The sequence below is a fragment of the Lentilactobacillus hilgardii DSM 20176 = ATCC 8290 genome (assembly GCF_000159315.1).
Lineage (GTDB): Bacteria > Bacillota > Bacilli > Lactobacillales > Lactobacillaceae > Lentilactobacillus > Lentilactobacillus hilgardii.
The window spans coordinates 131,797-152,424 of record NZ_GG669994.1; the positions used below are offsets into that span (position 1 = coordinate 131,797).

The window sequence follows — 20,628 nt, forward strand, 5'->3', positions numbered from 1 at the left end:
AAAAACATGTTTAAAAATAATCAAATTCCAAATAGTAATACACAGCAAAATAATGCTGCCCCTAGTTTTGGCGAATTAGTTGCTAAAAAAACGCTGGGAGATCCAGATAGATTCAAGGGAAAATTCTTTGATAAATAGAAAAATAGGAGATGTAACCTATGGCTGATACACAATACTTTGCCAACTCTGATCCAAGAATTCGGCAAGATTTAACCGTTAGCTTACCAGGAACAATTGACAGTACGACTGTCACAGCTGGTTCTGATGGTAAGAAAGTTATTTTACAAGGTACTCCAGTCAGCGCGACAGTTGACTGGTTGAGCGCCGATCAATCTATAGGCACTACTAAGCTGTCAGCATTTACAGGTGCCGAAGGACAAGTGTTTGCGGGCGTAGTTGCTGCAGACACGGATGTTACTGCTGGAGATGCAGACGTAACAATTTGGTTTGAAAATGTTTATTTACGCCAGAAATTACTTGATAGTACTGTTGTAGCCGCATTACAGGCGGTTGCTGGTAAAACACCTGGCGTTAAATTAATTAATCGATAAGGAGATGTTATATCGTGGCAACCGCATTTGATTTACTAACTTCCAATTACCTGCAAGGCTATTGGAACACTAATCCGCAATACACAGCTCCTTACCTAATGGAAGCTTTGTTTACCCCCACTAAGCAACAGGCTGATAACGTTAAATTAATTAACGGTCAAGACTTATATCCAGCACCACTTGATTTAACCAAAGAAGATTCAGCAGCATTGCCTGTTGAACGTGGCTCACTTCAAACTGGCACATTGCCAACTTACAAATTTAAAAACAAGTTGAACCTTAATGAGTACGATTTTAAAGATTTAAATAATGCCATTGCATCTAATGACGAAAATTTGATTTTGACCATCACTAAGAAATTGTACGATGATCAAGCTAATTTGCTTTTACGTGCTCGGTTTACTCGCGAGTATTACGCCGTCCAAGCACTTTTGAACGGCAAGCTGCTTCTGGGTAATCAACTGGCAGACTTTGGCTATGAGTCATTCCAGAATATGAAAGTTGCTAAAGTATGGACTGATGATTCCTCTAATCCATATGATGACATCAGTAGTGTTAAGGATACTGCCTCGCAAAAAGTTGGTACGGCTTTAACTCGGGTCTTAATGAATTCAAAGACTATGTATATTTTGATGCACAATGCTGCACTAAAAAACACCATTTTTTCTGGGACGGTATCACCACAGGGAAACATTCTTACTCAGCCTGTTGTTGAGCAATGGTTCTCAGCGTTCCTAGGATTACAGGTAGTTGTTTATGATAAAGGATGGAATAACAACGGTACGTTTGAAAAGTTCATTCCAGATGGCAAGATTATTTTCTTACCAGGGACTGCCAATGAGCCGATTGGTCAAATGAATTTTGTTGAAACACCGGAAGAAAGTGTTCCAGTTTCAGGAACGACTGTATCTATTTTTGATACTGGTGTTTCTCTTTCAACTAGTGCTTCCTCAGATCCAGTGACTGTCAAGACCATTGTCGATGAAAAATTTGTGCCAACAATTACCGTTGCTAAACAAGTATTTATTCTTGACATTACAACGGCTGCTTAAAAGGAGGAAGTGATCCATGATGTATCCAGATCAAATTGATACAACTAAGAATTACACCGAAAATGGCAAGACCTATTATATTGTTCAAGATGGTGATGAATTATGGGCAATTGCCACAGCTAACCACACCAGCGTTGGATATTTAGCAGTTATTAATCATATTCCACGTACTGCTGATGTTAAAACAGGCAAGAAGTTGGTTATTGCCATTAACGACTAGGGGTGATTATGATGACACTTCCTTTTGATGAAGCAAACATGGTGACCTTGATGAAAGATGTTTCTAATGGGATGCTTGATAACTTGTCAGATCCCTCAATTAACCAAACAATTGAGGACGCTTATCTGGTTGTAATGCACTCTAATCTGGCTGGTGCTGATTCAGATACAATTACCCTTGCAACTAGATATAAGGCCTTATCGCTTCTCTGGATGTCATCTGATGTTGCTAGCGGAGTGTCATCAGACAAGGCTGGTCGATTAGAAACTGACTATAGTGAAAATGCTACTAATCCATGGGAAGAGGCATATCAAAACTTGCTTGCATCGCTCGGATTTGGAAAGTGGGTGATGAAGCTTGGATGAGATGTCTGATGAAAATCACATTCCAGAAATTATGGCGTCTTTGAGGGAATTAAATCATTACTTAGTTGAAGCCGGTGTATTGCTAGATGTAGGAAATAAAGGGCTTGAATTTCTTCAAATGATTGCTACGGTTAATGAATTTGGAGCTGATATAACGCCAATTCATGGAGCGTGGTTGACAATTCCGACTAAATTGGGATTACACCATAAAGCAAGTGATTTTGGCAACAAGCTGTTCAAACCCAAGGGTAAGAATGTTTTAGCGATGAATAATAACAATGGCGGCTTGGATATCTATTTTATCCTTGTAAAGCATGTTCATATACCTGAAAGATCATTCCTGAGGGATGGTGTTGATGATCATATGTGGAGCATTTTTGACAGTGTTGAAGATGATTTAAATAGGATTATGAATCGTGAACTTACACCACGAGAATTGTATGAGCATATTGGTTTAAAGCTCAAAGGATATATCAAAGATAATATTGTTCTTAAAGTTAATCCAAGCAATGCCCCACTAACAATTGCAAACAAAGGAAAAGATGATCCCCTTGTTGACACTGGGACGATGCTTAGATCAATAAGTTATCGAGTGATTGATACATGAGATTTACTAAAAAGAACTTAATAAAACGTTATGGAATTCCCATAAGGATTTATCAAGGAAACCAGTTTGACGATGGAGGTATGGATGATCAGGGACAATATATTCCTGCTAACACAAGTGATCAACCATATATTGATGACGTTGAACCGGTTATTCCGGCTGATAATTCCAATAGTTCAGACACATTGATAACCGATGATTCTGGTCAATCAATTAATTTTTCATTTGAATGGTATTCAAAGCACAGGGTGCAAGTTGGTACCATCATTAAGCTTAAGAATGATGACGATGAAACGAGATGGCAAAGACTGATTGTTATTGGGCCTGATCGGTACAACCAACTTGCTGATATCTGTATGTACTATCTCAAAGATAGTTCACAGGAGGCGAATAACGATGATCCGGACCTTTGACTGGGATGGTATGGTAAAGACGATCAGAGAACGCATTATGGACATTACTGGGCTGGATGGTTTGCATGTAATTGAAGAATATCAATCCGGTAAAAAACCATCTTTTCCTTTTATTGTTGTTAATCCCAAAGGAAATGTTATTCGTGATTGGTGGGCACATTCACCCAATCATGAGCCATTTGAAACATATGTATCAGTTACCGTTCATTCAAATTTAAAGATGCAGGCATTGCATATTTCAGATGACATTCAGGCCATTTTACGTGATCCGGAAGTTCACTATGAACTTAGTCAAGATGGTATCACTGTTGTGGATGTACTGGATCCATCTAGCAGAACGGTATTAATAACCGTTAGTTCAGAATATGAATATGGATTTGATTTACAGTTACGTTTGCAACGTAACTTTGATAGCGAATTACCGACTTTTGATGATTATAACAACCCCAATGGTCAGGTAAATAAATAGGAGGTATAAAAAATGGCATATGAAGTTAACAGTCCGTTAGGACCAATTCACACTAGCGTGACCGTCGCCAGGGCGGTACAAGACTTAGGCGACCAAGTGCCAATGTACGTGATTGAGGATTCAAGCGCAACAACAGCCAGTCTTAAACAATACAATAGTTTAGACGATGTTCAAAACGACTATGATGTCGACAGTTTGCTTTATAAGCATGCAAATGCGGCTTTTAACGGGATTAACCCACCACAATCAATTCTTGTACTGACCGTAGTACCAGAAGATTCTTACGTTTCACCGGTTTCAATTACTCTTGATAGTTCAATTTTAACCGGAACTGTAGGAACAACATTGAAGATTACGCCAACAGTCTTACCGGCAACAACTACTGATAAAACAGTTAGTGCAGTTTCTGGCGACACCAGCGTAGCAACGATTTCACCAAATACTGACGGTTCATTCTCAATTGAATTAAAGGCTGCCGGGCATGCAACTTTGACATTCAAGACGGGTGTTAATGATGAAATTATTACTACTGCAAGCGTAAGTGTAGCGGCTCCTAATATTCCTGTATCAGGTGTCACACTTAATAAAACGACCTTAACAGGCACGGCAGGTGGTACTGATACATTAGTAGCCAACGTGGCTCCTAATAATGCAACCAATAAGGATGTCACCTGGTCATCAAGTGATAATTCAGTATTGACCGTTGATGACGCTGGTAAGGTCACTTATCTTAAAGCCGGAACAGCTAATGTAATAGCCAAAACAATTGATGGCAGCTTTACTGCAACCGCTACTGCTACTGTAAATGCAGAATCATAATGGAGGAATAAACAATGATTAAACTCGAATCAGAAGACGGTAAAAATTATTTAGTGTTTGACGGTGAAACTGAAGGGGTTACTTTATCTCTTAAAGTAGCTTTAGATGATGCCACTATCGTTAACACAGTAAAAACACTTGCTTCAGGTACATCTTTGGCAAAAGGATTGTTTAAATTAGCAATGGACAAAGTTACCAACACAAATTTTAAGGCTCACTCAGATTCAACGACGGCTGTAAAAGATGTTCCGCAATCTGCAGTTAGTCAAAATATTGCAAAATAAACTAGAGGAGGAACTCACAAATGGCAAATACAGATAATGTCATTTCGGCACTGAAAAAATATTTTTTCTCCGGTGCAGAGTATGTCATTCCCGTTGGCTTAGGTGATGATGAAATCCAGGCTATGTCCAATTATATCGAGTCGCAGGGACAAGAAATTCTTTTAGTCGATTCAGAAGATATTTCAAAACTTGCTCCGCTTTCGTATAATGAACGGACTGCTGGATTTAGCGTTCCGGTTAGTGATGATGGTGAAAATCAAGATGTTCTATCAAGTGCGTATGTTGGACGAGTCGCCGGTTTAACGGTCGGAACCTTTGACGGTGCCAATCTAACTGGTTTAGTAGGCGTACAACCCCAAGATCAGCTTTCATTTCAGCAGAATCAATTAACACCATATGAGCAAGCTAACGTTAATACTTATTATTATGCTCAAGGTACACCGATTTTGCGTGATGGTAAGACTTTAACTGGTGATTATATTGATCAATTCTTAGGGTTGGACTGGATAGTTCGTCATTCGCTTAAAGAATTAACCGCCGTCATGACTAAGAACGATAAACTATCATTTGATGCTAACGGAATTAACGTCTTGGCAACCGCATTACAAAGTGTTTTTGCTACTGCTTATGGTCAAGGAATTATTGATAGTGATTCAAATGGTAAAACAACCGCTGTAATTACAGCATTACCGCGTGATGATATGAAAGATGTTGATATTAAGGCTCGTAAATATAAAGGCCTTAGCTGGAAGTATGAGCCAGCAGCATCTATTGACGATGGCTACATCACTGGTGTAATTGACTTATAAAAAGGAGTGTTAAAAAATGCCAGAAACATATCATCGATATGACTGTATCGACACAGCAACTTCAATTAACGGTATTCCAATTACTGAGTGGGGGCCTGGTGACTTTTTCTCCTCAACTCAAACTAATAATGATGCCACAGCTTCTAATGATGCTTTTGGTAATCACAAGATGGCTATTCAGCATGATCAATCAGGTACGATGACCTTCACTTTGGATCCTAACACGGCTGCCTATAAACAAATTCTTGATATGGCCGGTACCTACCAAGAAGTGCCGATTAGTGTTAAGAATAAAGCAGAATGGGTACATTCAGAACATGCTGTTTTACAAAAAGTTCCGAATATTTCAGACGGAACTGGTTACCCGACTCGATCAGTGATCTTTGAATGTCCTGATTATCAAGTTGAACCCGTTAGTGACGATAACTAAAAGACAAAAGGAGAAGTAAGTTATGGCTGAAGAAGCAAAGATTAATTCTAAAAGCACACCCTCAAAAGAGGACCCAATTAAGGAACCTAAATTAAATGTTAACAATAGTGGTAAATATATTGTTGGTAATTTCAAAATTTGGGACCCTAAATCCAAGGAGAACATTACTTATGTATTTAAGTTCCCTGGTTATGAAAAAGCTGTTGGCTTTATGGATTTGATTCAAAGTGGTAATCGAGCATATTGGGGAGCCCTGATGAGGGGGAATGAAGCCCTTGATCTACCACAAGTTATTCAAAACCCTACTTCACATGGTGAAACCAAAAAAATGGGATGGGCTTACTGGGATGATCACAAGAAATTGGCCACCGTGCTTGATCAATGTGATACGTTTCTTCAAGAACAACTTGACTAATCCTTTTAGATCAGGTGGAGACATAGATCGGTTTATGGAACAACACGTTGCGTCTCAGGCAGGATGGCAAAGCTATATTTACGCAGGACTAGCCGAAGGATTGCCCCGACCAATTAAATTAATGAACGCCAGTGAGCTTTCAATTTTGAATTGGGCAAATGGCAAGCGGGTAAAAGTAATGGCTGAGATGGCAGGAGGAGGGCTATAAATGGCATATGCAAGAAGTGCCAAGGTTGGCTTCCGCGTTGTTGCAGAAAATATGGATGAGCTAACTCGTGCAAATGACTTGATGGATAAGCTTAAAAGAAATTCTCGAGATACCAATGATGTGCTTTCTCATTTTGGTAGAGACATTTCGGTTAGTGGATTCCAAAAAATAAATGATAAATTTGATCAGTTATCCAGCAAGGCAAATTCTTTTTCTGATAATTGGGGAAAGTCATTTGATTCAGTTATAGATCGTTCTAAAAGCCTTGCTGACAAATCTCGTGAATATGCGGGACAAGCCAGCAAGGCTTTTTCTGATAGTGCGAAAGAAATTAAAAGTGCCTATAAAAATATTCCTAACTCGATAAATATTAAGGTTAAAACCAATTTATCCCAAACCAAAGATGACATGGACAAAACTAAGACCAAGTCAACCACTATGTCACGGGTTATGCGCGAAAATATGGATAAAGCGGCTGGCGGATCTGAAAGAATGGGTACTCGCTTTGACCAGAGTATGAGTAAGGTTAGAAACCATTCTGATAAGACAAGTTCTTCGTTTGGTAAACTTTACGATGCTGGTAGCAAGTTATCCGATATGGGAACTATGGTGGCCATGGCAATGGTTCCAGTTGCCGCAGCATTTAAAAAGTCTGCTGACGAAGCTACTAATTTACAAAATCGCTACACTACTATTCGTAACTTAATCCATACTGGCGGTGAATCTTCATCAGCAGCTAAGAATGAAACCGCAACAATGGCCAAAGAAAATAATCAATTTGCTACTCGCTATGGTGTATCTCCCGTTGATATGGCCAAAGGCGGCGAAGAATTGATTCGTCGGGGTTACAACGGTAAGCAGGAACTGGGAGCTCATGAATACTTCCTACAGGCTGCTAGAGCGTCTGGAGACCCCTATCTGTCTGTCGTTAATAATGCAGCCCCAGCGCTTGAATCATTTGGTTATAAGAACCGTGCCGGTAATTCTGTCAAGCGAATGAAGGAATATACCAAGTTGGTTACTAACCAAATGGCGTATGGAGCTGATTTGTCGGCTACCAACTTTAGCGGAACGGGTGAGGCGTTAAAGTATGCTTCTCAGGTTGCACATAGTGCACATGAAAGTTTGGCAAGTACTGTTGCTGCAATTGGTATTATGTCTAACCGTGGACTTGATGGATCCATTGCAGGTACTGGGTTACGTAAGGTTATTAACGCATTTGCTTCGCCTAATCTTAGCAAAATGTCCCAGCAAGGGCCAATTATGGAGCAATACCATATTAAGCAAAGCGGTTTCTACAATAAAAATGGACAGCTTAAATCGTTACCTGCATTATTAGATTACATTAACCATCAAACTAGACATCTAACAACTTCTAAAAAAGACGACTTTGCCCGTAAATTTTTTGGCACAACAGGTCAACAAGCGGGCTTGGATTTAATGGAATTGGTCGGCAAGAAGGGTGACACTGGAACTAATACTCTTCGTGGATTAACTAGGCATGTTGGTAATGCTCAAAATATGTATGGCGGCAAAGGATATGACGAATATCTTGCCAAAAAGAACATGAAATCTTGGCAAAACCAGATTAAACAGTTTAAACAATTCATGAATGTTATGGGATTGGGATTTACTAAAACCGTTCTTCCTTTCTTTACAAAATCGCTTCATTCAGCTAACAAATTTTTAGACGTACTAATTAAACTTCCCAAACCAATGAAAGAAGTTATTGGCTTTGGAACGGCTACGGCTGCTATCGGTGGAAGTGCATACGTTACTAGCAAACTGTTCAGAGGTGCGGCCAACCTGATTACTGGTAAACACAGTAATAAATCAGTAAAAGGTCTAAAAAATATTGCTGGAATGGCTGGGCGATCAAACAAAATTAGCCGAGGCGGTTTAATTTCAAACGTATTAACAAGTCGCCATAATATGTTCGGTGGAATATTAGGCAAACGATTAATCAAAAAGAATGCCGGCCAAATCGGTTCGCGGGTTACCAAGGGTGGCATCATGCGAGAAACCTCCACCTTTGGTAAAGTTGCTGGTGCTGGAGTAGGTATTGGAATTGCAGCGAGTTCTGGATTCGATTTATATAAAGTTATTAAGTCCAAAAATCGTAAGACTAAATTTAAAGACTTCGGAAAAAGCATTGGTACTGCAGTCGGTGGTGGCGTTGGTTTCTTCTTTGGAGGTACTGCTGGTGCTGCCGTTGGTTCAATGATTGGAAATGTAGTTGGTGGATGGGCAGGTAAGGCTGTTCATAAATTTAGCAAAACCAAAATGGGCCATCGAATTGGTGAACAATTAAAGCCAGTTTCCAAAGCGTTTGGTTCTGCTGGCAAATATATCAGTAAGTCGTGGAATTCTACTACCAAAGGTCTTAAAAAGCCTTTTGAGAGCGCTTGGCATTCAATTTCAAAGTCGTTTGATCAAATTGCACCTAAAGTTGGCAAAGCTTTTTCAACAATTATGAAATACGCTACGCCACTTAGAACACTTTGGAAAGATGTGTTTGTTACTGAACTAAGTACGTCGATTAAAGTATTCGGCCATTTACTTGGTGGTGCATTTAAAGTTGTTGGCACTATTTTTAAGGGAATTGCCGGTACTGTAAAAGGAGTAGCCAAAATAGTTGGTGGCACGTTTAGCGGTATTAATGATCTTGTACACGGCCGTTGGTCAAAGGCTTGGAAAGATGCTAAGGAAGTCTTTGGCGGGTTCTTTAACATATTTACGAGTGCATTGGGAACGATAAAAAATCTCGCAAAAGATGTTTTTGGGACTCTTGGAAAGATTATTGGGAATGTTACTGGTGGCGTTAAAACACTTATTGGTAAATTAACTGGATCGCGTAAGTCCAGCTCGCATCATTCATCCAAAAAGTTAGGATCACATGCTCAAGGTGGCCTAATGAGGAAAAGTCATCGGGCACTTGTTGGTGAAGGTGGTCCCGAGCTTGCCTATATGGTTAATGGTCGACATGCAAGACTACTTGGCGAAAATGGTCCTGAAGTTGCACCTGTTAAATCTGGTGAGCGGATTATCAATGCTCAACAAACAAAACGAATTCTGAATGGCGGCTTGGGAGCTGGCTTGATTCTCAATGGATATGCAGATGGTAAGGGACCACAAGGGACAGCTAAGAAGATTCATTCTGAAACCAGCAAATATGCTCAACAAACTCGTAAAGAAACTATTGATGAATATGACAAACTGCAAAAGGGAACATCTAAACAGCTTAATCAGTTTAATAAATATAATTTGTCAAGCTGGAAAGATATCAATAGTAAAACCGGTAAACAGACTAACAATATTCAAAAGGGAACCATTAAAGACTATGATCAGCTCCAAAAGGGTGCTCAAACACAACTTGATCAATTTGATAAATACAATACTGGCCGTTGGAACAATATCAAGAATGATACCGGTAATCTAACTGCTAAAGTTAAAAATAATTCGATTTCTGACTATGACGACATGCAAAAGGGTGTCCAGAAGCAGATGGATCAACTTGAAAAAGGTGTTGTTGATACTGGGACTGATACGGCTACCGGCTTTGGCAAAGCACTCGGGAAAATGGGCGATTATGCCCATTCTGCCATGTCAAATACTGTTGATAAATTAAATGGCGGTATTTCAGGAATTGATAAAGTATTAAGCCAATTTGGCGGAAACAATTCTGTTATCAATAAGATCCATTATGCTCAAGGTACTAACGGTAAAATCAACCGTAACCAGTTAGCTGTCATCAATGATGCCGGTTATGGTTCGCGACAAGAAGCCATTGTTCATAATGGACACGTTATTATGCCAAAAGGTCAGAATCAAACCGTTGCTTTGCAAAAAGGTGATCAGGTTCTTAATGGTTCACAGGTCAAAGAACTTGGGTTGAACCACTTTTCCAAGGGGTCTGGTGTATCACACAGTGAGTTGCGTAAACTAGCTGAAAAAAGCTCTAAGAATCCCACAAAAGCATTTAATAATACGTTTAATGTCACGCTTAATAGTACTGGAACGGATTTGCAAAAAGGGACGACTGCACTTGGCAAAAACTCATCAGATAAGTTTGGGGCACCATGGTCGGCTGCGATGTGGTCGGTCATTGAAAATGCTATTGGATCAGATGGTGTAACCGGCTCTGGTTCTAAAGGCAAGTTTCTTCAAGAAGCTATTAAACTTGGTAAAGCCGCTCATTTACGTTATTCAGAAGCCGCCAATCTTCGACTTGGACCCAATGCCTATGACTGTTCCGGACTGGTTTATACGGCGCTTAAAAAGCTAGGAATCACGTTACCCGGTTCAACAACCGGGCCTGAATTTTCAGCCACTAAACCAGTATCTTGGAAGAATGGTGAGCCTGGTGACTTGGCTTTCTATAATGGCCACGTTGGGATTGTTAGTTCAACTGCTGGCGAAGGCCGTATGTGGAATGCTGAAAATCCTACCGACGGAATAAAATATGGACCCATCAAAGATTTTGGTGGTGGGTTTAAAGGTCTAAGAACGGTGCCGGGATTATCCAGTAAATCTGGCGGCAATAAAACTAAGAAAACTGCTTCAAGTCGCTTAGAAGCACTTGCTAAGAAAGAATTAGGCAGCAAAGCATTAAGCTGGATTAAAAAGAATTTACAAGTGAGCCTTGGAAGTGCTGGTTCTCTTGCCCTTAGTGGGGACATTGCCAGTCGTGCCAAAAAGTTGGCGGCTGCCATTAAACGGGCTTACCCAGCTGCAACTAATAAAGGGATTGCTGCTGCATTAGGAAATTGGGAATTTGAGTCCGGATTAAATCCGGGTATTCAAAACAGTATCGGTGCTTCCGGACTGGGACAATGGCTGGGTGGCCGTTTCAGTTCTTTAAAATCGTATGCTAGCAGCCATGGTGAATCTTGGAAGAATGCTGGAACTCAAATTGATTTTGCCTTGAAGGGCGATTCTAGTAACAGCTCTATTCTAAAAAGAATTCTTAGAGGAACCGGATCCGTTGCATCATTAGCCAATGCCTTTTCCAGTGACTGGGAACGTGGTGGCTATAATGCTCAACACGTTAATGGTGCTCGTAAAATTGAAACACTTCTTCACAACAATGGTGGCTGGTCAAAAAAGGGTAAACTAAATGTTTTCGGAGAAAAAGATTCAGAAGTTGCTATTAATCCTCAAAAGAAAACGGCTGATGGATTAATTGCTTCAGTTATAAATGCCCGATCAAAGCATGCTGATTCACCATTTAGCAAAGCAAATCTTCAAAAAGTCCTTGATGAGATTAATAGATTTAATCCACTAGCTTTTAATCCATTCAAAGCTAGTGAAAGGACCTCTAAAACAAGCCAGCCAGTTGTTGTTAACTTTAATGCAACTTTTAATATCAATGCTGATAGCACAACAACTGGAAACCAACTTGCTGCGGAGCTCGAGCCATCAATTAAGAATACGGTTCAGAAGATGTTTGCTGACCTTATGTCGGCTCAGGAAAGAGGTAATCTATAATGAGCACAGCTTCGGATGCGGCAAAGAATGCCTATAACTCAGCACTTTCTACTTTAAATAAGACGGAAAGCGTCTATGAACAAGCTAATACAGACTATCTTAATATGCTGGATCAAAGCACTGATGGGGACGACACAGGTAAGTATGTTTCAATTAATCAAGCCGGAAACAAAAAAGTTGGCCAGTATACTGCTAAAACAACGATCCCCTACATCGGTGCGCAATATATTTTGCCGTGCAATGATGGTTATCTTGGAACAGAAAGCAGTAGTGATGGCTTATGCTTTGTAAGATTTGATGGTTCACTTAATCCTCTTGACTATATGACCGTTAAAAATGGTGGCCATGGTGGATCATTTGGCTTAGATGGATCGGGAAATATTTGGTCAGATACATTAGCCTCAAATGGCGGCTATCAAATATCTAAGTTTTCATACCAGGCTGGCAAAACGATTGATGCCCACAATCTGACTGCGTTAGCAACATTTCCGGATTTAATTCGAGTTAACTATGATCAATCAAGTAATATGCTCGGCTATACTCGTGGAACTAAATATTATGTATGTGATCCGGGTGATATCGATAATCCTAAGTATTCAATTGACTTAACAGCCATTGGTTATGATGTAGGCAGCCAAACCTGGCAATCCCAGTCGTTATCGTTACCGTATTTATGGTGGCATACGGGCAGTTACTCTACAGCCGATCCTGCCACTTTGGGATGCGTAAACGTTGAGACTAATACTCTTCAATTCGTGAAAACCTATGATACTTCAACTTTTAACATGTCTTATCCTCTTTCAGAGGCTGAGACAGTATTTGCTAGTGGCAGCGTTATTTATGTTGGTTTTAATAATCATGATTCAAGTACAGCTGTTACTTATCTATTTACCTTGCCTGTAGTAAACGCCAGTAAAGATTTGCAAAAATATTTAGATACTTTAAATGCTGCTAAAAGTGCGTTGGCTAAGGCAAAGTCAGCGTTTAATTCTGCTAAATCTGATTATCAAAAGTATCAATCAACCGGCAAATCTGTTGTTAAGGATACGCGTGAATATAAAAATGCGACTAAAGATGTTAAAAGCCAGGAGAAGCTTGTTGCAAGCACCAAGAAAAAAATTGCCATTGTAACTAAACAGTACGCAAAGGCAACCGGAACTAAGAAACAAGCCTTAAAAAATCAGCTTGACGCCCTTAACAAAGTGCTGAAAGAACAATCAGGCGCACTTACTAAGCTCAAAAAAAGAGCTAAAACGGCTAAAAATAAACTAGCATCAGTTAAGAAAAAACAGCTGACGGCTCAAAAAAATGCCGAACGTAAAATGCTGAAGCAGGAGATATCGGCTAATATAACGACTGAATTAGCACAATTTGGTGGAAACAAAGATGTTGTTATTCAACCTGTGAATCCTGGCAGCAAGGATAGTTACGTTATTATTTTTGCCGATGAGGAAGATATCACACCAACAGCAACCGTTAATTCTTATCCCGTAATTAAAGGGCAGCCATTAAATACCATTACAAGCTATGGAACGACTCAGATAACAATTACGGGGCATATTCAAGGTAAGCCCAATTCATTAGAATCAATAAAAAAGCGTTGGACTAAATTGCAACATTGGTGTGAAAATATGATCGAAGTCGAGTATAGCGGTAGTGTTTCAAATACTCACTGCTTGGTTGAGACAGCTACTCAAACTCATGATAAAGATTATAATAATGTCATTCCGGTCACTGTTACACTTGATTATGTGAATTGGGCTGATTCCAATATTAAAAAGAAAAAGAAGAAAACCTCCAGCGGTAAGAAAAACAAAACAGCCGGTGCAGGCCACAAAAAGAGCTCTAAGAAGTATATCACTGTTAAAGCTGGTGATACTTATTGGAAAGTAGCTCAGAAGTACAATGTATCCGTGTCACAACTGGAGAAATGGAATGGCTGGTCGGCTACTAAGATTCCCGTTGGCAAAAAAATGCGTTATAAGTGAGGAGGAAGATTATGAGTTTGCGAGATAAGTTAATTGTCAATAAAGATAGTCTTCCTGAAGATTTTACACTTTCATCAGGGACGGATGATTTTGAATTAATCTTGTTTTATCGTCCAAGATACGATAACTTCTATTTTGACTTATACGATGCTAACGGCGAGCCACTTATTAAGGGCGAAAAACTAGTCTATGGGATGCCTTTGTGGAATATTAATGATGCTAGATTACCGACTGAGACAATCATTCCGATGGATGAATCGGGTATTGAGACAGATGTCAGTTGGGACAACTTTCAAGAATCAGTATTTTTGTACTATGACGACCTTGACCCATCATTAACCGATCCAGACTACTCTGATAATTCAGATGATGAGAATGATGATTTAACTGATGAAGATGACAGTGACGATAGCTTAATTGAAGATGAACCACAAGATGATAATAACCCTTATGCATTACCAAATGGTGGCGAATCACTATGAAATTAGTAAGAGCATATCAAAGAGTTGAAGTTGATGGTAAAAGTAAAAATATGGTTCTTAAAAGCTATGGTAAAGATGGATATAATGCCATTGTTGAAGTGCAAAATCCTTTTTCTACCGCATCAGATAAAAATATTTCAACGATCACAATTCATAATTTGCCTGAATCAGATAAAAACATTGTAGAAAAGGGATGCAATGTCCGCGTATATTTTGGATGGATTTCAGAAACTGGTGAATATAATACAATTGGATTGCTAACACAGGGGACCGTGTCATCTGTTGATCCAAGTGCCTATGCTTCTGGTGATAAAACCTTCGTTTTTACTATTTCAGATGGTTCAAACTATGATTCCAAAAAAGAAGTCAAGGTTAAAACTACCAGTAAAACACGGGTTACTGCTTCTCAAAAATCTCTTGATGAAGCAATTACTAAGTACAATAGTCAGCTTAATGCTAAACGTAAGAAATGGCGTGATGATAATCCGAATGCTAATAATAAACAGGTTAGGGCATATAATAAAAAGATTTTAAATGCTAAAAATGCTTATGCAAAAGCCAAAAGAAAGTCTTATTTAAAGCAAAAGGAAATTCTTGAAAAAGATAAGAAATACAAAAAAACTACTAAATACAAACCATTAACCTTTGCCAAAAATACCAGGGGATCAACTATCATTAAAAAAATTGCTAAGGCGGCTGGCATTAAGATATATGGCATGAAGTTAGCTTATGACCACAAATTTATGAAGGGATATACAGCTAAATCAAAACCGATGGCGGCTATTGAGTCGATTGCTTCAATATGCAAAACGCCCGTTTATCGATCACATGGCAAACTTTATATAAGAAACTACTCAAAAAACAAAAAAAGTGATTTATATATCAGCTATGATACTGGCTTACTCCAAGAACCGGAGCTGCAGGATGATTCTGATGATGGCTTGAAACACTACCAAGTGGAGTTCTTACTTCGGAGAACTATCTCTGGAGGTACCATTTATCATTTGACGAGTGAAACTATTTCGGGGTGGGTTGTTGCTGAAAGTGGTGAGCACGATACTTCAAGCGATTCAATGACGACCACATGTGATTGCGTTAGTTACAGCGATTATAAAAAAGCCAATGCTAAAAAGACTGAAAAAGCCGAAAAAGCTGACAAAAAGGCTAAAGCTAAATTGGATGCGGACAATAAGAAGAAATTAAAAGAAAAGCAGAAAAAACGTTCAGATAAGAAAAAGAAGTAGGTGATCAAATGACAGCCAAAAAGAATTATCTACAAGATTTTATGAATGAATTAAAATCAGATAGTGCCGCCTCAATTCATGTATCTTTGCGATGCAAAATCATTAAAGATAATGGTGATCATACTTTCAATGTTCAACCGTTAGCCTTATATGATAATGGCATTAAGCGGCCACCTATCCTTTACGTATCAGCAACCTATATCCCAATTAAAGCTAAATATCATGATAATCTGGAGAGCCAAAGTGAGGGTTCTTTTTTTTATGCTGAAATTTCTCTTAATTACCAAGTTGGGGATGTCGTGGTGGTCCTTTTTGACGATCGGGATGTTACCAATTTAAAAGGATCTGCCGCTTATTCTCTGCAGTCGAGCAGAACACATGACATTAATGATGGTGTCATTATTGGCAAAATATATGATGGGGAGTGATTAAATGGCTCAAGACGCTTTAATAACTGAAGATGGTGACCTTGCGGTTGACGCCAATGGTGATGTGCCAATGGTTGAAGATATCGATGAACTTGCCCAATCATGCCGACTTGCTTTAAACATGTGGAAAGGGCATTGGGTATTAGACGAGGCCGAGGGTCTGGATAGAGATAGTGTTCTAACTAAAGGATTTGATAAAAACTTGGCTACAGCAGCAATCCAAGACTGTCTGCTGGAAGATCCAAGAGTTACCGATCTAGTGGAGTGTAACTTTGACTTGGATAAGAAGACCCGCATTTTAAACGTTAATTTAAAAATCGAAGCCAGCAATCAGCTCTTTAGTTTATATATGGACCTAGGTGAACTTAATTGATAGACGAAAACGGATATACCGAGTTGGAATATGATGATGCCTTAGACATGGTTCAGGGAATTATAAGACAAGTCAGAGGTGCCAGTACAAATGTATCTCCACGATCCTTCTATGGCCAGCTTTCAATGACACTTGCACAGATGCTGGTTGATAGTGATGAAAAACAAGAAGATGAATACGATTCTAGCAGCATTAATTTTGCGACCGGGGTTTCACTTGACCGTTTGGCAAGCAACTATGGCTTGATGCGCAAGCAGGCTGAACAAGCACAAGTTACCTTATCATTTATCGGAACTTCCGGATATGTAATTGTTGCAGGATCCGTATTTATGGATGACAACGGTAATGAATTTTACACGTTAGCCGATTGCCAATTGGATGTTAATGGTGTTGGAACAACTTTAGCAGTTTCGTCTGAGCTGGGAGATCAATATAATGTCGACGCTAATACGATTACCAGTCAACAGCAACCGGTAGAAGAGATTACATCGGTAACCAATAATTTGCCAGCTCAAGGTGGTCAGGATATGGAAACCGATCTTGACTTTCGGGCAAGAATCAAGCTTTCAGCAATTGCTAACGAGTCACCTACTATTAATGGCCAGTATACAGCACTGGCTAACACGAACGGTGTGACGATGTCTAAGATTGTTACCAATTTGACAATGAGCACGGATTCGGAAGGAAATCCTCCCAAAACTGTTCACATATATGTAGACGGTGGTACAGACCAAGATGTGGTTGATACTATTTTCAACAATATTGGTGGAGGCATTGCTACTTACGGAACTCAAAGTGGCAATGTAGTTGATAGTGCTGGCGTTTCTCATACCATTTATTTTGACCGTCCTACCAGTGTTCCTATTTTTGCAAAGATAACAGTTACTGTTAGTGATTCATTTGATAAATCTGAGGGTGAAGATGATATTCGACTGGCCTTAGAAGGTTATATTGAAGGATTGGAAATGGGCAGTAAGGTTGCCGTTAATCAAACCTATGCTGATTTATATGCCGTTGATGGTGTGACCTATGTAAATGTTCAGGTTGGAACGGATGCCAATTCACTTTCCAGCAATGACATTCAACTTGAAAACTATCAAATTGCGACAATTGATGACAGTAATATTGAGGTGGACTATGGATAAAACGACGGTTGATGAACTGTATCAAAAGATAAGGATTTATCTTGACACTGGTTACAATTGGAACGATGGATCAGAAATGATTAATTTGGCCAACATTTTAGTGGATTTCTTTTTGCTGATAGATGGTAATACTGATGCAATCTATGATGCCAAGATTATTGATGAAGCGGTTGGCCTTGAGCTTGATAACATTGGAGATCAAATTAGCCAGCCAAGATATGGGGCTACAGATGACAATTATCGGTTTATTTTAAAATCCAAAATTGTTGCCGGACATTCGTCAGGGACTATTAACGATATTATCAATACAATTTCTAATTCCCTTGGAATTAGTTCCACAGGAAATGGCATTGTTGTTAAAAATGATTATGGCTGGGATGGAACAAAAATGTCAGGTGAACCCCAGGTGATTGATGTAACGGGATTACCCACTCAACTAATATCTGGGAGCTCTTCTCTGCAGACTATGATGGATCGCCTGCAGTCTGCCACAATGGCTGGCATTGTAATTAAATCGATCAACTTTGTCAACGGAACAACGATGAATGAATATGACGGCATTGGCATTTTTAAAAGTAAGTCGCAAACGATAACTGTTTTAGGAGGCAACTAACATGGCATATGATTTAGCAAAAGTAACTGATAATGGCAATCAACTGATCGCACAAATACTAGCCAATAAATCTTCACTGAGTATTGATAAAATTGATGTTAGTGATACGCAATTATCAGCATCTACAAATATTCAAACGATGACTTCGATTAGCAATGTTGTGCAAACGATTCAAGCCAATGGATACTCTAAAAATAGCAACTCACTGATTGTTTCAACTGTCCTTTCCAACGAAGGGATTACGGCAGATTATAAGGCGTGGGTATTTGGCATTTGGGGAAGTGATAGTACAAACGGAACATCTCAATTGATCGCGGTTATTACATCAACTAACAGTCCAGATACGGTACCTGCATACAGTGGTACAACTCCTGTTGAACTAACCTACAAATTTGCGATTGGCTTTTCAAATGCAAGCAACCTCAGCATTAATATGAATAGTGATTCGTTTGCTACCAACGATACGGTTGTCCATACGACTGGGGACGAAACAATTGACGGTCAAAAGAAATTTGACACAGATCCTACTGACGGTGCTGGGAATGCTTACGCCAAGACAGTTGACGTTAATCAACAACTGGATAAAAAAGTGAGCACCAACGATACTGTTAACTGGCAGAAGTACCCAATTACTGATGTAACGGGTTCGTTGACCGCCTATATTGGAACGACTTATCAATATAAAAGCATTAAACAGCTTTTAGACACTTCCGTTAACGGGTTTTATACCACTTATGTTGATAAAGGAGTTCCGGATACGCCAGATTCGTTGGATAATTTACGTGGTACTATTCAACTTCAATCTAATCACGTTTGGGGAATTTTAACTGGGGAATTAACAAAAGTTTCTTACTATGTTGGCGGAACTTATAACGGAAATACCAGTGATCTAAATTGGATTAAATTGGCTAACGATTCAGCAGTTGTTCACAGTACGGATATGCGCAAGTCTGCTAGTGATGTAGTAGGATTAGAAGATGTTCCAAACGGGCTTTATAAGGGGAGTCTTGCAAAGAATACTGATTTAAATACTTTGACACAAGAGGGAATATATAATTTTGGGACGTCTCTTGTAAACTTTGTAGATTCAAATAATCATTGGGGAACAATTCAGATAATAAATAAGAGCAGTGTACTCGTTCAGTATATTATCTGTACCAGTAATATAGGTGATCAAATATTTTTTAGGACGCAAAGTGGTAGTCCTGCAACATGGTATCCTTGGACAATGGTTCCGAGATTTAGTACGGATAATAGTTTAGTATTGCCAAATGGTGAAAAAATTACTCCTGCCAATGACACAACCGTTATTCATAAAGATCCCAATACCGGTAATACTTCTGAAGATGTTAATTTCATTGGAAAGGCTCAAAAGGATAATAAAGACCTGCTGACCGCTGATCAATTACCATCTGACCTAGCACGAACGGGACAGGCTCAAACATTTACAACTGCACAGACTTTCAGTATTGCGCCCACTATTACGGACGCCTCGACAGATAAGGGGGATAATCAGGCCGCTACTATGGCCGATTTGAAAAGCGTTAAAGAAAGTGCTTGGCGTCAATTAGACAGTTCACTTATCACAATTGATTATGGGACTTCCGGAACTTACTACACGGATTGTTTGTATAGGATTGATCCTGTTAACAAAAAAATCTATATTCATTGGATAATACAGTGTAACTATGGCAATTATTACGGGAATGCACATTTAGATTTTTCAAGTGTAGTTTCAAACTTTACAAGTAAAGGTACTGGCAACATGATGTATCAAGGAACTGACAACTACTATGGACGTTCTACATTTATTATTAGTGGAAGCAAAATTTCAGCTGCCGTTTCAAGTGATACATCTCTTTTAGCTTCTGGATTCCTAGAAGACTGCTGGTTTGGATACGATATGCTATTAATATGAATGAGTTTAACTTTCTTCAGATTGCTTTTTTGAAAAAGAGAAATCAAATATTAACTAATACTTTCAAAATCATGCTACAATAATGTCATGGTTAATGACCTCCCCGGTTACTAGTCATATTTAAAAGATATTACCCTCAAATATATCTTTCGGTTATTGTTTATGATTTAATTTCATATATCCCCATATATGAATTGGCATCTATCTGTTGGATAGGTGCTTTTATTTTGAATCATGTTATACTAAGTGCGTTAAGAGGAAGCTTTTATCAATAAAAAATTGACGATTCAACTTGCAGACTTTCCCTT

Annotated in this window: 22 protein-coding genes; all 22 read left to right on the forward strand. The window is 39.1% G+C overall.

Translation table 11 applies throughout. The features are described 5' to 3' along the window. Positions 1 to 158 precede the first annotated feature (158 nt). The 22 genes from HMPREF0519_RS07910 to HMPREF0519_RS08015 are packed head-to-tail and all read left to right on the forward strand — an operon-like array spanning position 159 to position 20,320. Complete coding sequence (locus HMPREF0519_RS07910) at positions 159 to 551, forward strand: hypothetical protein (RefSeq protein ID WP_003558777.1); 393 nt, start codon at positions 159 to 161, stop codon at positions 549 to 551. 14 nt (positions 552 to 565) lie between these two features. Continuing rightward, positions 566 to 1,603 carry a major capsid protein gene (locus HMPREF0519_RS07915; RefSeq protein WP_003635307.1) on the forward strand — a complete coding sequence of 346 codons (1,038 nt, stop codon included), beginning with the start codon at positions 566 to 568 and terminating at the stop codon, positions 1,601 to 1,603. A 16-nt stretch (positions 1,604 to 1,619) separates the two neighbouring features. Continuing rightward, on the forward strand, positions 1,620 to 1,823 hold the full coding sequence (locus tag HMPREF0519_RS07920) for a LysM peptidoglycan-binding domain-containing protein (protein ID WP_003635308.1): 204 nt from the start codon (positions 1,620 to 1,622) through the stop codon (positions 1,821 to 1,823). An 8-nt stretch (positions 1,824 to 1,831) separates the two neighbouring features. Further along, positions 1,832 to 2,188 (forward strand): hypothetical protein, encoded by a 357-nt coding sequence (locus HMPREF0519_RS07925; protein ID WP_003558783.1) that lies wholly within the window; start codon positions 1,832 to 1,834, stop codon positions 2,186 to 2,188. A gap of 1 nt (position 2,189) precedes the next feature. Further along, on the forward strand, positions 2,190 to 2,795 hold the full coding sequence (locus tag HMPREF0519_RS07930; protein WP_003635309.1) for a hypothetical protein: 606 nt from the start codon (positions 2,190 to 2,192) through the stop codon (positions 2,793 to 2,795). Further along, positions 2,792 to 3,208: a hypothetical protein gene (locus tag HMPREF0519_RS07935; RefSeq protein WP_003635310.1), complete on the forward strand. Its 417-nt coding sequence runs from the start codon at positions 2,792 to 2,794 to the stop codon at positions 3,206 to 3,208. Before HMPREF0519_RS07930 ends, HMPREF0519_RS07935 begins: the two co-directional genes overlap by 4 nt. Beyond that, a complete protein-coding gene (locus HMPREF0519_RS07940; RefSeq protein ID WP_003558788.1) occupies positions 3,192 to 3,677 on the forward strand; it encodes a phage neck terminator protein in 486 nt (161 codons plus the stop codon). Before HMPREF0519_RS07935 ends, HMPREF0519_RS07940 begins: the two co-directional genes overlap by 17 nt. Before the next feature lie 12 nt (positions 3,678 to 3,689). Further along, entirely contained in the window at positions 3,690 to 4,496 is an 807-nt protein-coding gene (locus tag HMPREF0519_RS07945) for an Ig-like domain-containing protein (RefSeq protein WP_003635311.1), read from the forward strand. Positions 4,497 to 4,510: 14 nt separating this feature from the next. Continuing rightward, positions 4,511 to 4,780, forward strand: coding sequence for a hypothetical protein (locus tag HMPREF0519_RS07950; RefSeq protein ID WP_003558792.1), 270 nt, complete (start codon positions 4,511 to 4,513; stop codon positions 4,778 to 4,780). A 20-nt stretch (positions 4,781 to 4,800) separates the two neighbouring features. Further along, the gene (locus HMPREF0519_RS07955) at positions 4,801 to 5,589 is read left to right on the forward strand and encodes a DUF3383 family protein (protein ID WP_003558794.1); all 789 of its coding nucleotides are present in this window, start codon (positions 4,801 to 4,803) and stop codon (positions 5,587 to 5,589) included. 16 nt (positions 5,590 to 5,605) lie between these two features. Then, positions 5,606 to 6,019 (forward strand): hypothetical protein, encoded by a 414-nt coding sequence (locus HMPREF0519_RS07960; RefSeq protein WP_003635312.1) that lies wholly within the window; start codon positions 5,606 to 5,608, stop codon positions 6,017 to 6,019. A 22-nt stretch (positions 6,020 to 6,041) separates the two neighbouring features. Further along, the gene (locus HMPREF0519_RS07965) at positions 6,042 to 6,434 is read left to right on the forward strand and encodes a hypothetical protein (RefSeq protein WP_003558799.1); all 393 of its coding nucleotides are present in this window, start codon (positions 6,042 to 6,044) and stop codon (positions 6,432 to 6,434) included. A 34-nt stretch (positions 6,435 to 6,468) separates the two neighbouring features. Continuing rightward, the gene (locus tag HMPREF0519_RS07970) at positions 6,469 to 6,642 is read left to right on the forward strand and encodes a hypothetical protein (protein ID WP_225429008.1); all 174 of its coding nucleotides are present in this window, start codon (positions 6,469 to 6,471) and stop codon (positions 6,640 to 6,642) included. Next, positions 6,643 to 12,129 (forward strand): phage tail tape measure protein, encoded by a 5,487-nt coding sequence (locus HMPREF0519_RS07975; protein ID WP_003635314.1) that lies wholly within the window; start codon positions 6,643 to 6,645, stop codon positions 12,127 to 12,129. It abuts the gene before it with no gap. Continuing rightward, positions 12,129 to 14,117 carry a LysM peptidoglycan-binding domain-containing protein gene (locus tag HMPREF0519_RS07980; protein ID WP_003635315.1) on the forward strand — a complete coding sequence of 663 codons (1,989 nt, stop codon included), beginning with the start codon at positions 12,129 to 12,131 and terminating at the stop codon, positions 14,115 to 14,117. Before HMPREF0519_RS07975 ends, HMPREF0519_RS07980 begins: the two co-directional genes overlap by 1 nt. A gap of 11 nt (positions 14,118 to 14,128) precedes the next feature. Continuing rightward, positions 14,129 to 14,599, forward strand: a complete 471-nt coding sequence (locus HMPREF0519_RS07985; protein WP_003635316.1) for a phage baseplate plug family protein — start codon at positions 14,129 to 14,131, stop codon at positions 14,597 to 14,599. After that, entirely contained in the window at positions 14,596 to 15,843 is a 1,248-nt protein-coding gene (locus HMPREF0519_RS07990) for a hypothetical protein (protein WP_003635317.1), read from the forward strand. The genes HMPREF0519_RS07985 and HMPREF0519_RS07990 overlap by 4 nt, the downstream gene beginning before the upstream one ends. An 8-nt stretch (positions 15,844 to 15,851) precedes the next feature. After that, entirely contained in the window at positions 15,852 to 16,271 is a 420-nt protein-coding gene (locus HMPREF0519_RS07995; RefSeq protein WP_003635318.1) for a hypothetical protein, read from the forward strand. 4 nt (positions 16,272 to 16,275) lie between these two features. After that, positions 16,276 to 16,644 carry a contractile injection system sheath initiator gene (locus tag HMPREF0519_RS08000; protein ID WP_003558815.1) on the forward strand — a complete coding sequence of 123 codons (369 nt, stop codon included), beginning with the start codon at positions 16,276 to 16,278 and terminating at the stop codon, positions 16,642 to 16,644. Next, positions 16,641 to 17,789 carry a baseplate J/gp47 family protein gene (locus tag HMPREF0519_RS08005; RefSeq protein ID WP_003635319.1) on the forward strand — a complete coding sequence of 383 codons (1,149 nt, stop codon included), beginning with the start codon at positions 16,641 to 16,643 and terminating at the stop codon, positions 17,787 to 17,789. Before HMPREF0519_RS08000 ends, HMPREF0519_RS08005 begins: the two co-directional genes overlap by 4 nt. Further along, entirely contained in the window at positions 17,782 to 18,402 is a 621-nt protein-coding gene (locus HMPREF0519_RS08010) for a hypothetical protein (protein WP_003635320.1), read from the forward strand. Before HMPREF0519_RS08005 ends, HMPREF0519_RS08010 begins: the two co-directional genes overlap by 8 nt. Before the next feature lies 1 nt (position 18,403). Then, a complete protein-coding gene (locus HMPREF0519_RS08015) occupies positions 18,404 to 20,320 on the forward strand; it encodes a pyocin knob domain-containing protein (RefSeq protein ID WP_003635321.1) in 1,917 nt (638 codons plus the stop codon). Positions 20,321 to 20,628: the final 308 nt, after the last annotated feature.

Coding starts and splice junctions, on each gene's coding strand:
- HMPREF0519_RS07910 (WP_003558777.1), top strand. CDS start 159: ATGGCTGATACACAATACTTTGCCAACTCTGATCCAAGAATTCGGCAA.
- HMPREF0519_RS07920 (WP_003635308.1), top strand. CDS start 1,620: ATGATGTATCCAGATCAAATTGATACAACTAAGAATTACACCGAAAAT.
- HMPREF0519_RS07925 (WP_003558783.1), top strand. CDS start 1,832: ATGATGACACTTCCTTTTGATGAAGCAAACATGGTGACCTTGATGAAA.
- HMPREF0519_RS07930 (WP_003635309.1), top strand. CDS start 2,190: ATGTCTGATGAAAATCACATTCCAGAAATTATGGCGTCTTTGAGGGAA.
- HMPREF0519_RS07935 (WP_003635310.1), top strand. CDS start 2,792: ATGAGATTTACTAAAAAGAACTTAATAAAACGTTATGGAATTCCCATA.
- HMPREF0519_RS07940 (WP_003558788.1), top strand. CDS start 3,192: ATGATCCGGACCTTTGACTGGGATGGTATGGTAAAGACGATCAGAGAA.
- HMPREF0519_RS07945 (WP_003635311.1), top strand. CDS start 3,690: ATGGCATATGAAGTTAACAGTCCGTTAGGACCAATTCACACTAGCGTG.
- HMPREF0519_RS07950 (WP_003558792.1), top strand. CDS start 4,511: ATGATTAAACTCGAATCAGAAGACGGTAAAAATTATTTAGTGTTTGAC.
- HMPREF0519_RS07955 (WP_003558794.1), top strand. CDS start 4,801: ATGGCAAATACAGATAATGTCATTTCGGCACTGAAAAAATATTTTTTC.
- HMPREF0519_RS07960 (WP_003635312.1), top strand. CDS start 5,606: ATGCCAGAAACATATCATCGATATGACTGTATCGACACAGCAACTTCA.
- HMPREF0519_RS07965 (WP_003558799.1), top strand. CDS start 6,042: ATGGCTGAAGAAGCAAAGATTAATTCTAAAAGCACACCCTCAAAAGAG.
- HMPREF0519_RS07970 (WP_225429008.1), top strand. CDS start 6,469: ATGGAACAACACGTTGCGTCTCAGGCAGGATGGCAAAGCTATATTTAC.
- HMPREF0519_RS07975 (WP_003635314.1), top strand. CDS start 6,643: ATGGCATATGCAAGAAGTGCCAAGGTTGGCTTCCGCGTTGTTGCAGAA.
- HMPREF0519_RS07980 (WP_003635315.1), top strand. CDS start 12,129: ATGAGCACAGCTTCGGATGCGGCAAAGAATGCCTATAACTCAGCACTT.
- HMPREF0519_RS07985 (WP_003635316.1), top strand. CDS start 14,129: ATGAGTTTGCGAGATAAGTTAATTGTCAATAAAGATAGTCTTCCTGAA.
- HMPREF0519_RS07990 (WP_003635317.1), top strand. CDS start 14,596: ATGAAATTAGTAAGAGCATATCAAAGAGTTGAAGTTGATGGTAAAAGT.
- HMPREF0519_RS07995 (WP_003635318.1), top strand. CDS start 15,852: ATGACAGCCAAAAAGAATTATCTACAAGATTTTATGAATGAATTAAAA.
- HMPREF0519_RS08000 (WP_003558815.1), top strand. CDS start 16,276: ATGGCTCAAGACGCTTTAATAACTGAAGATGGTGACCTTGCGGTTGAC.
- HMPREF0519_RS08010 (WP_003635320.1), top strand. CDS start 17,782: ATGGATAAAACGACGGTTGATGAACTGTATCAAAAGATAAGGATTTAT.
- HMPREF0519_RS08015 (WP_003635321.1), top strand. CDS start 18,404: ATGGCATATGATTTAGCAAAAGTAACTGATAATGGCAATCAACTGATC.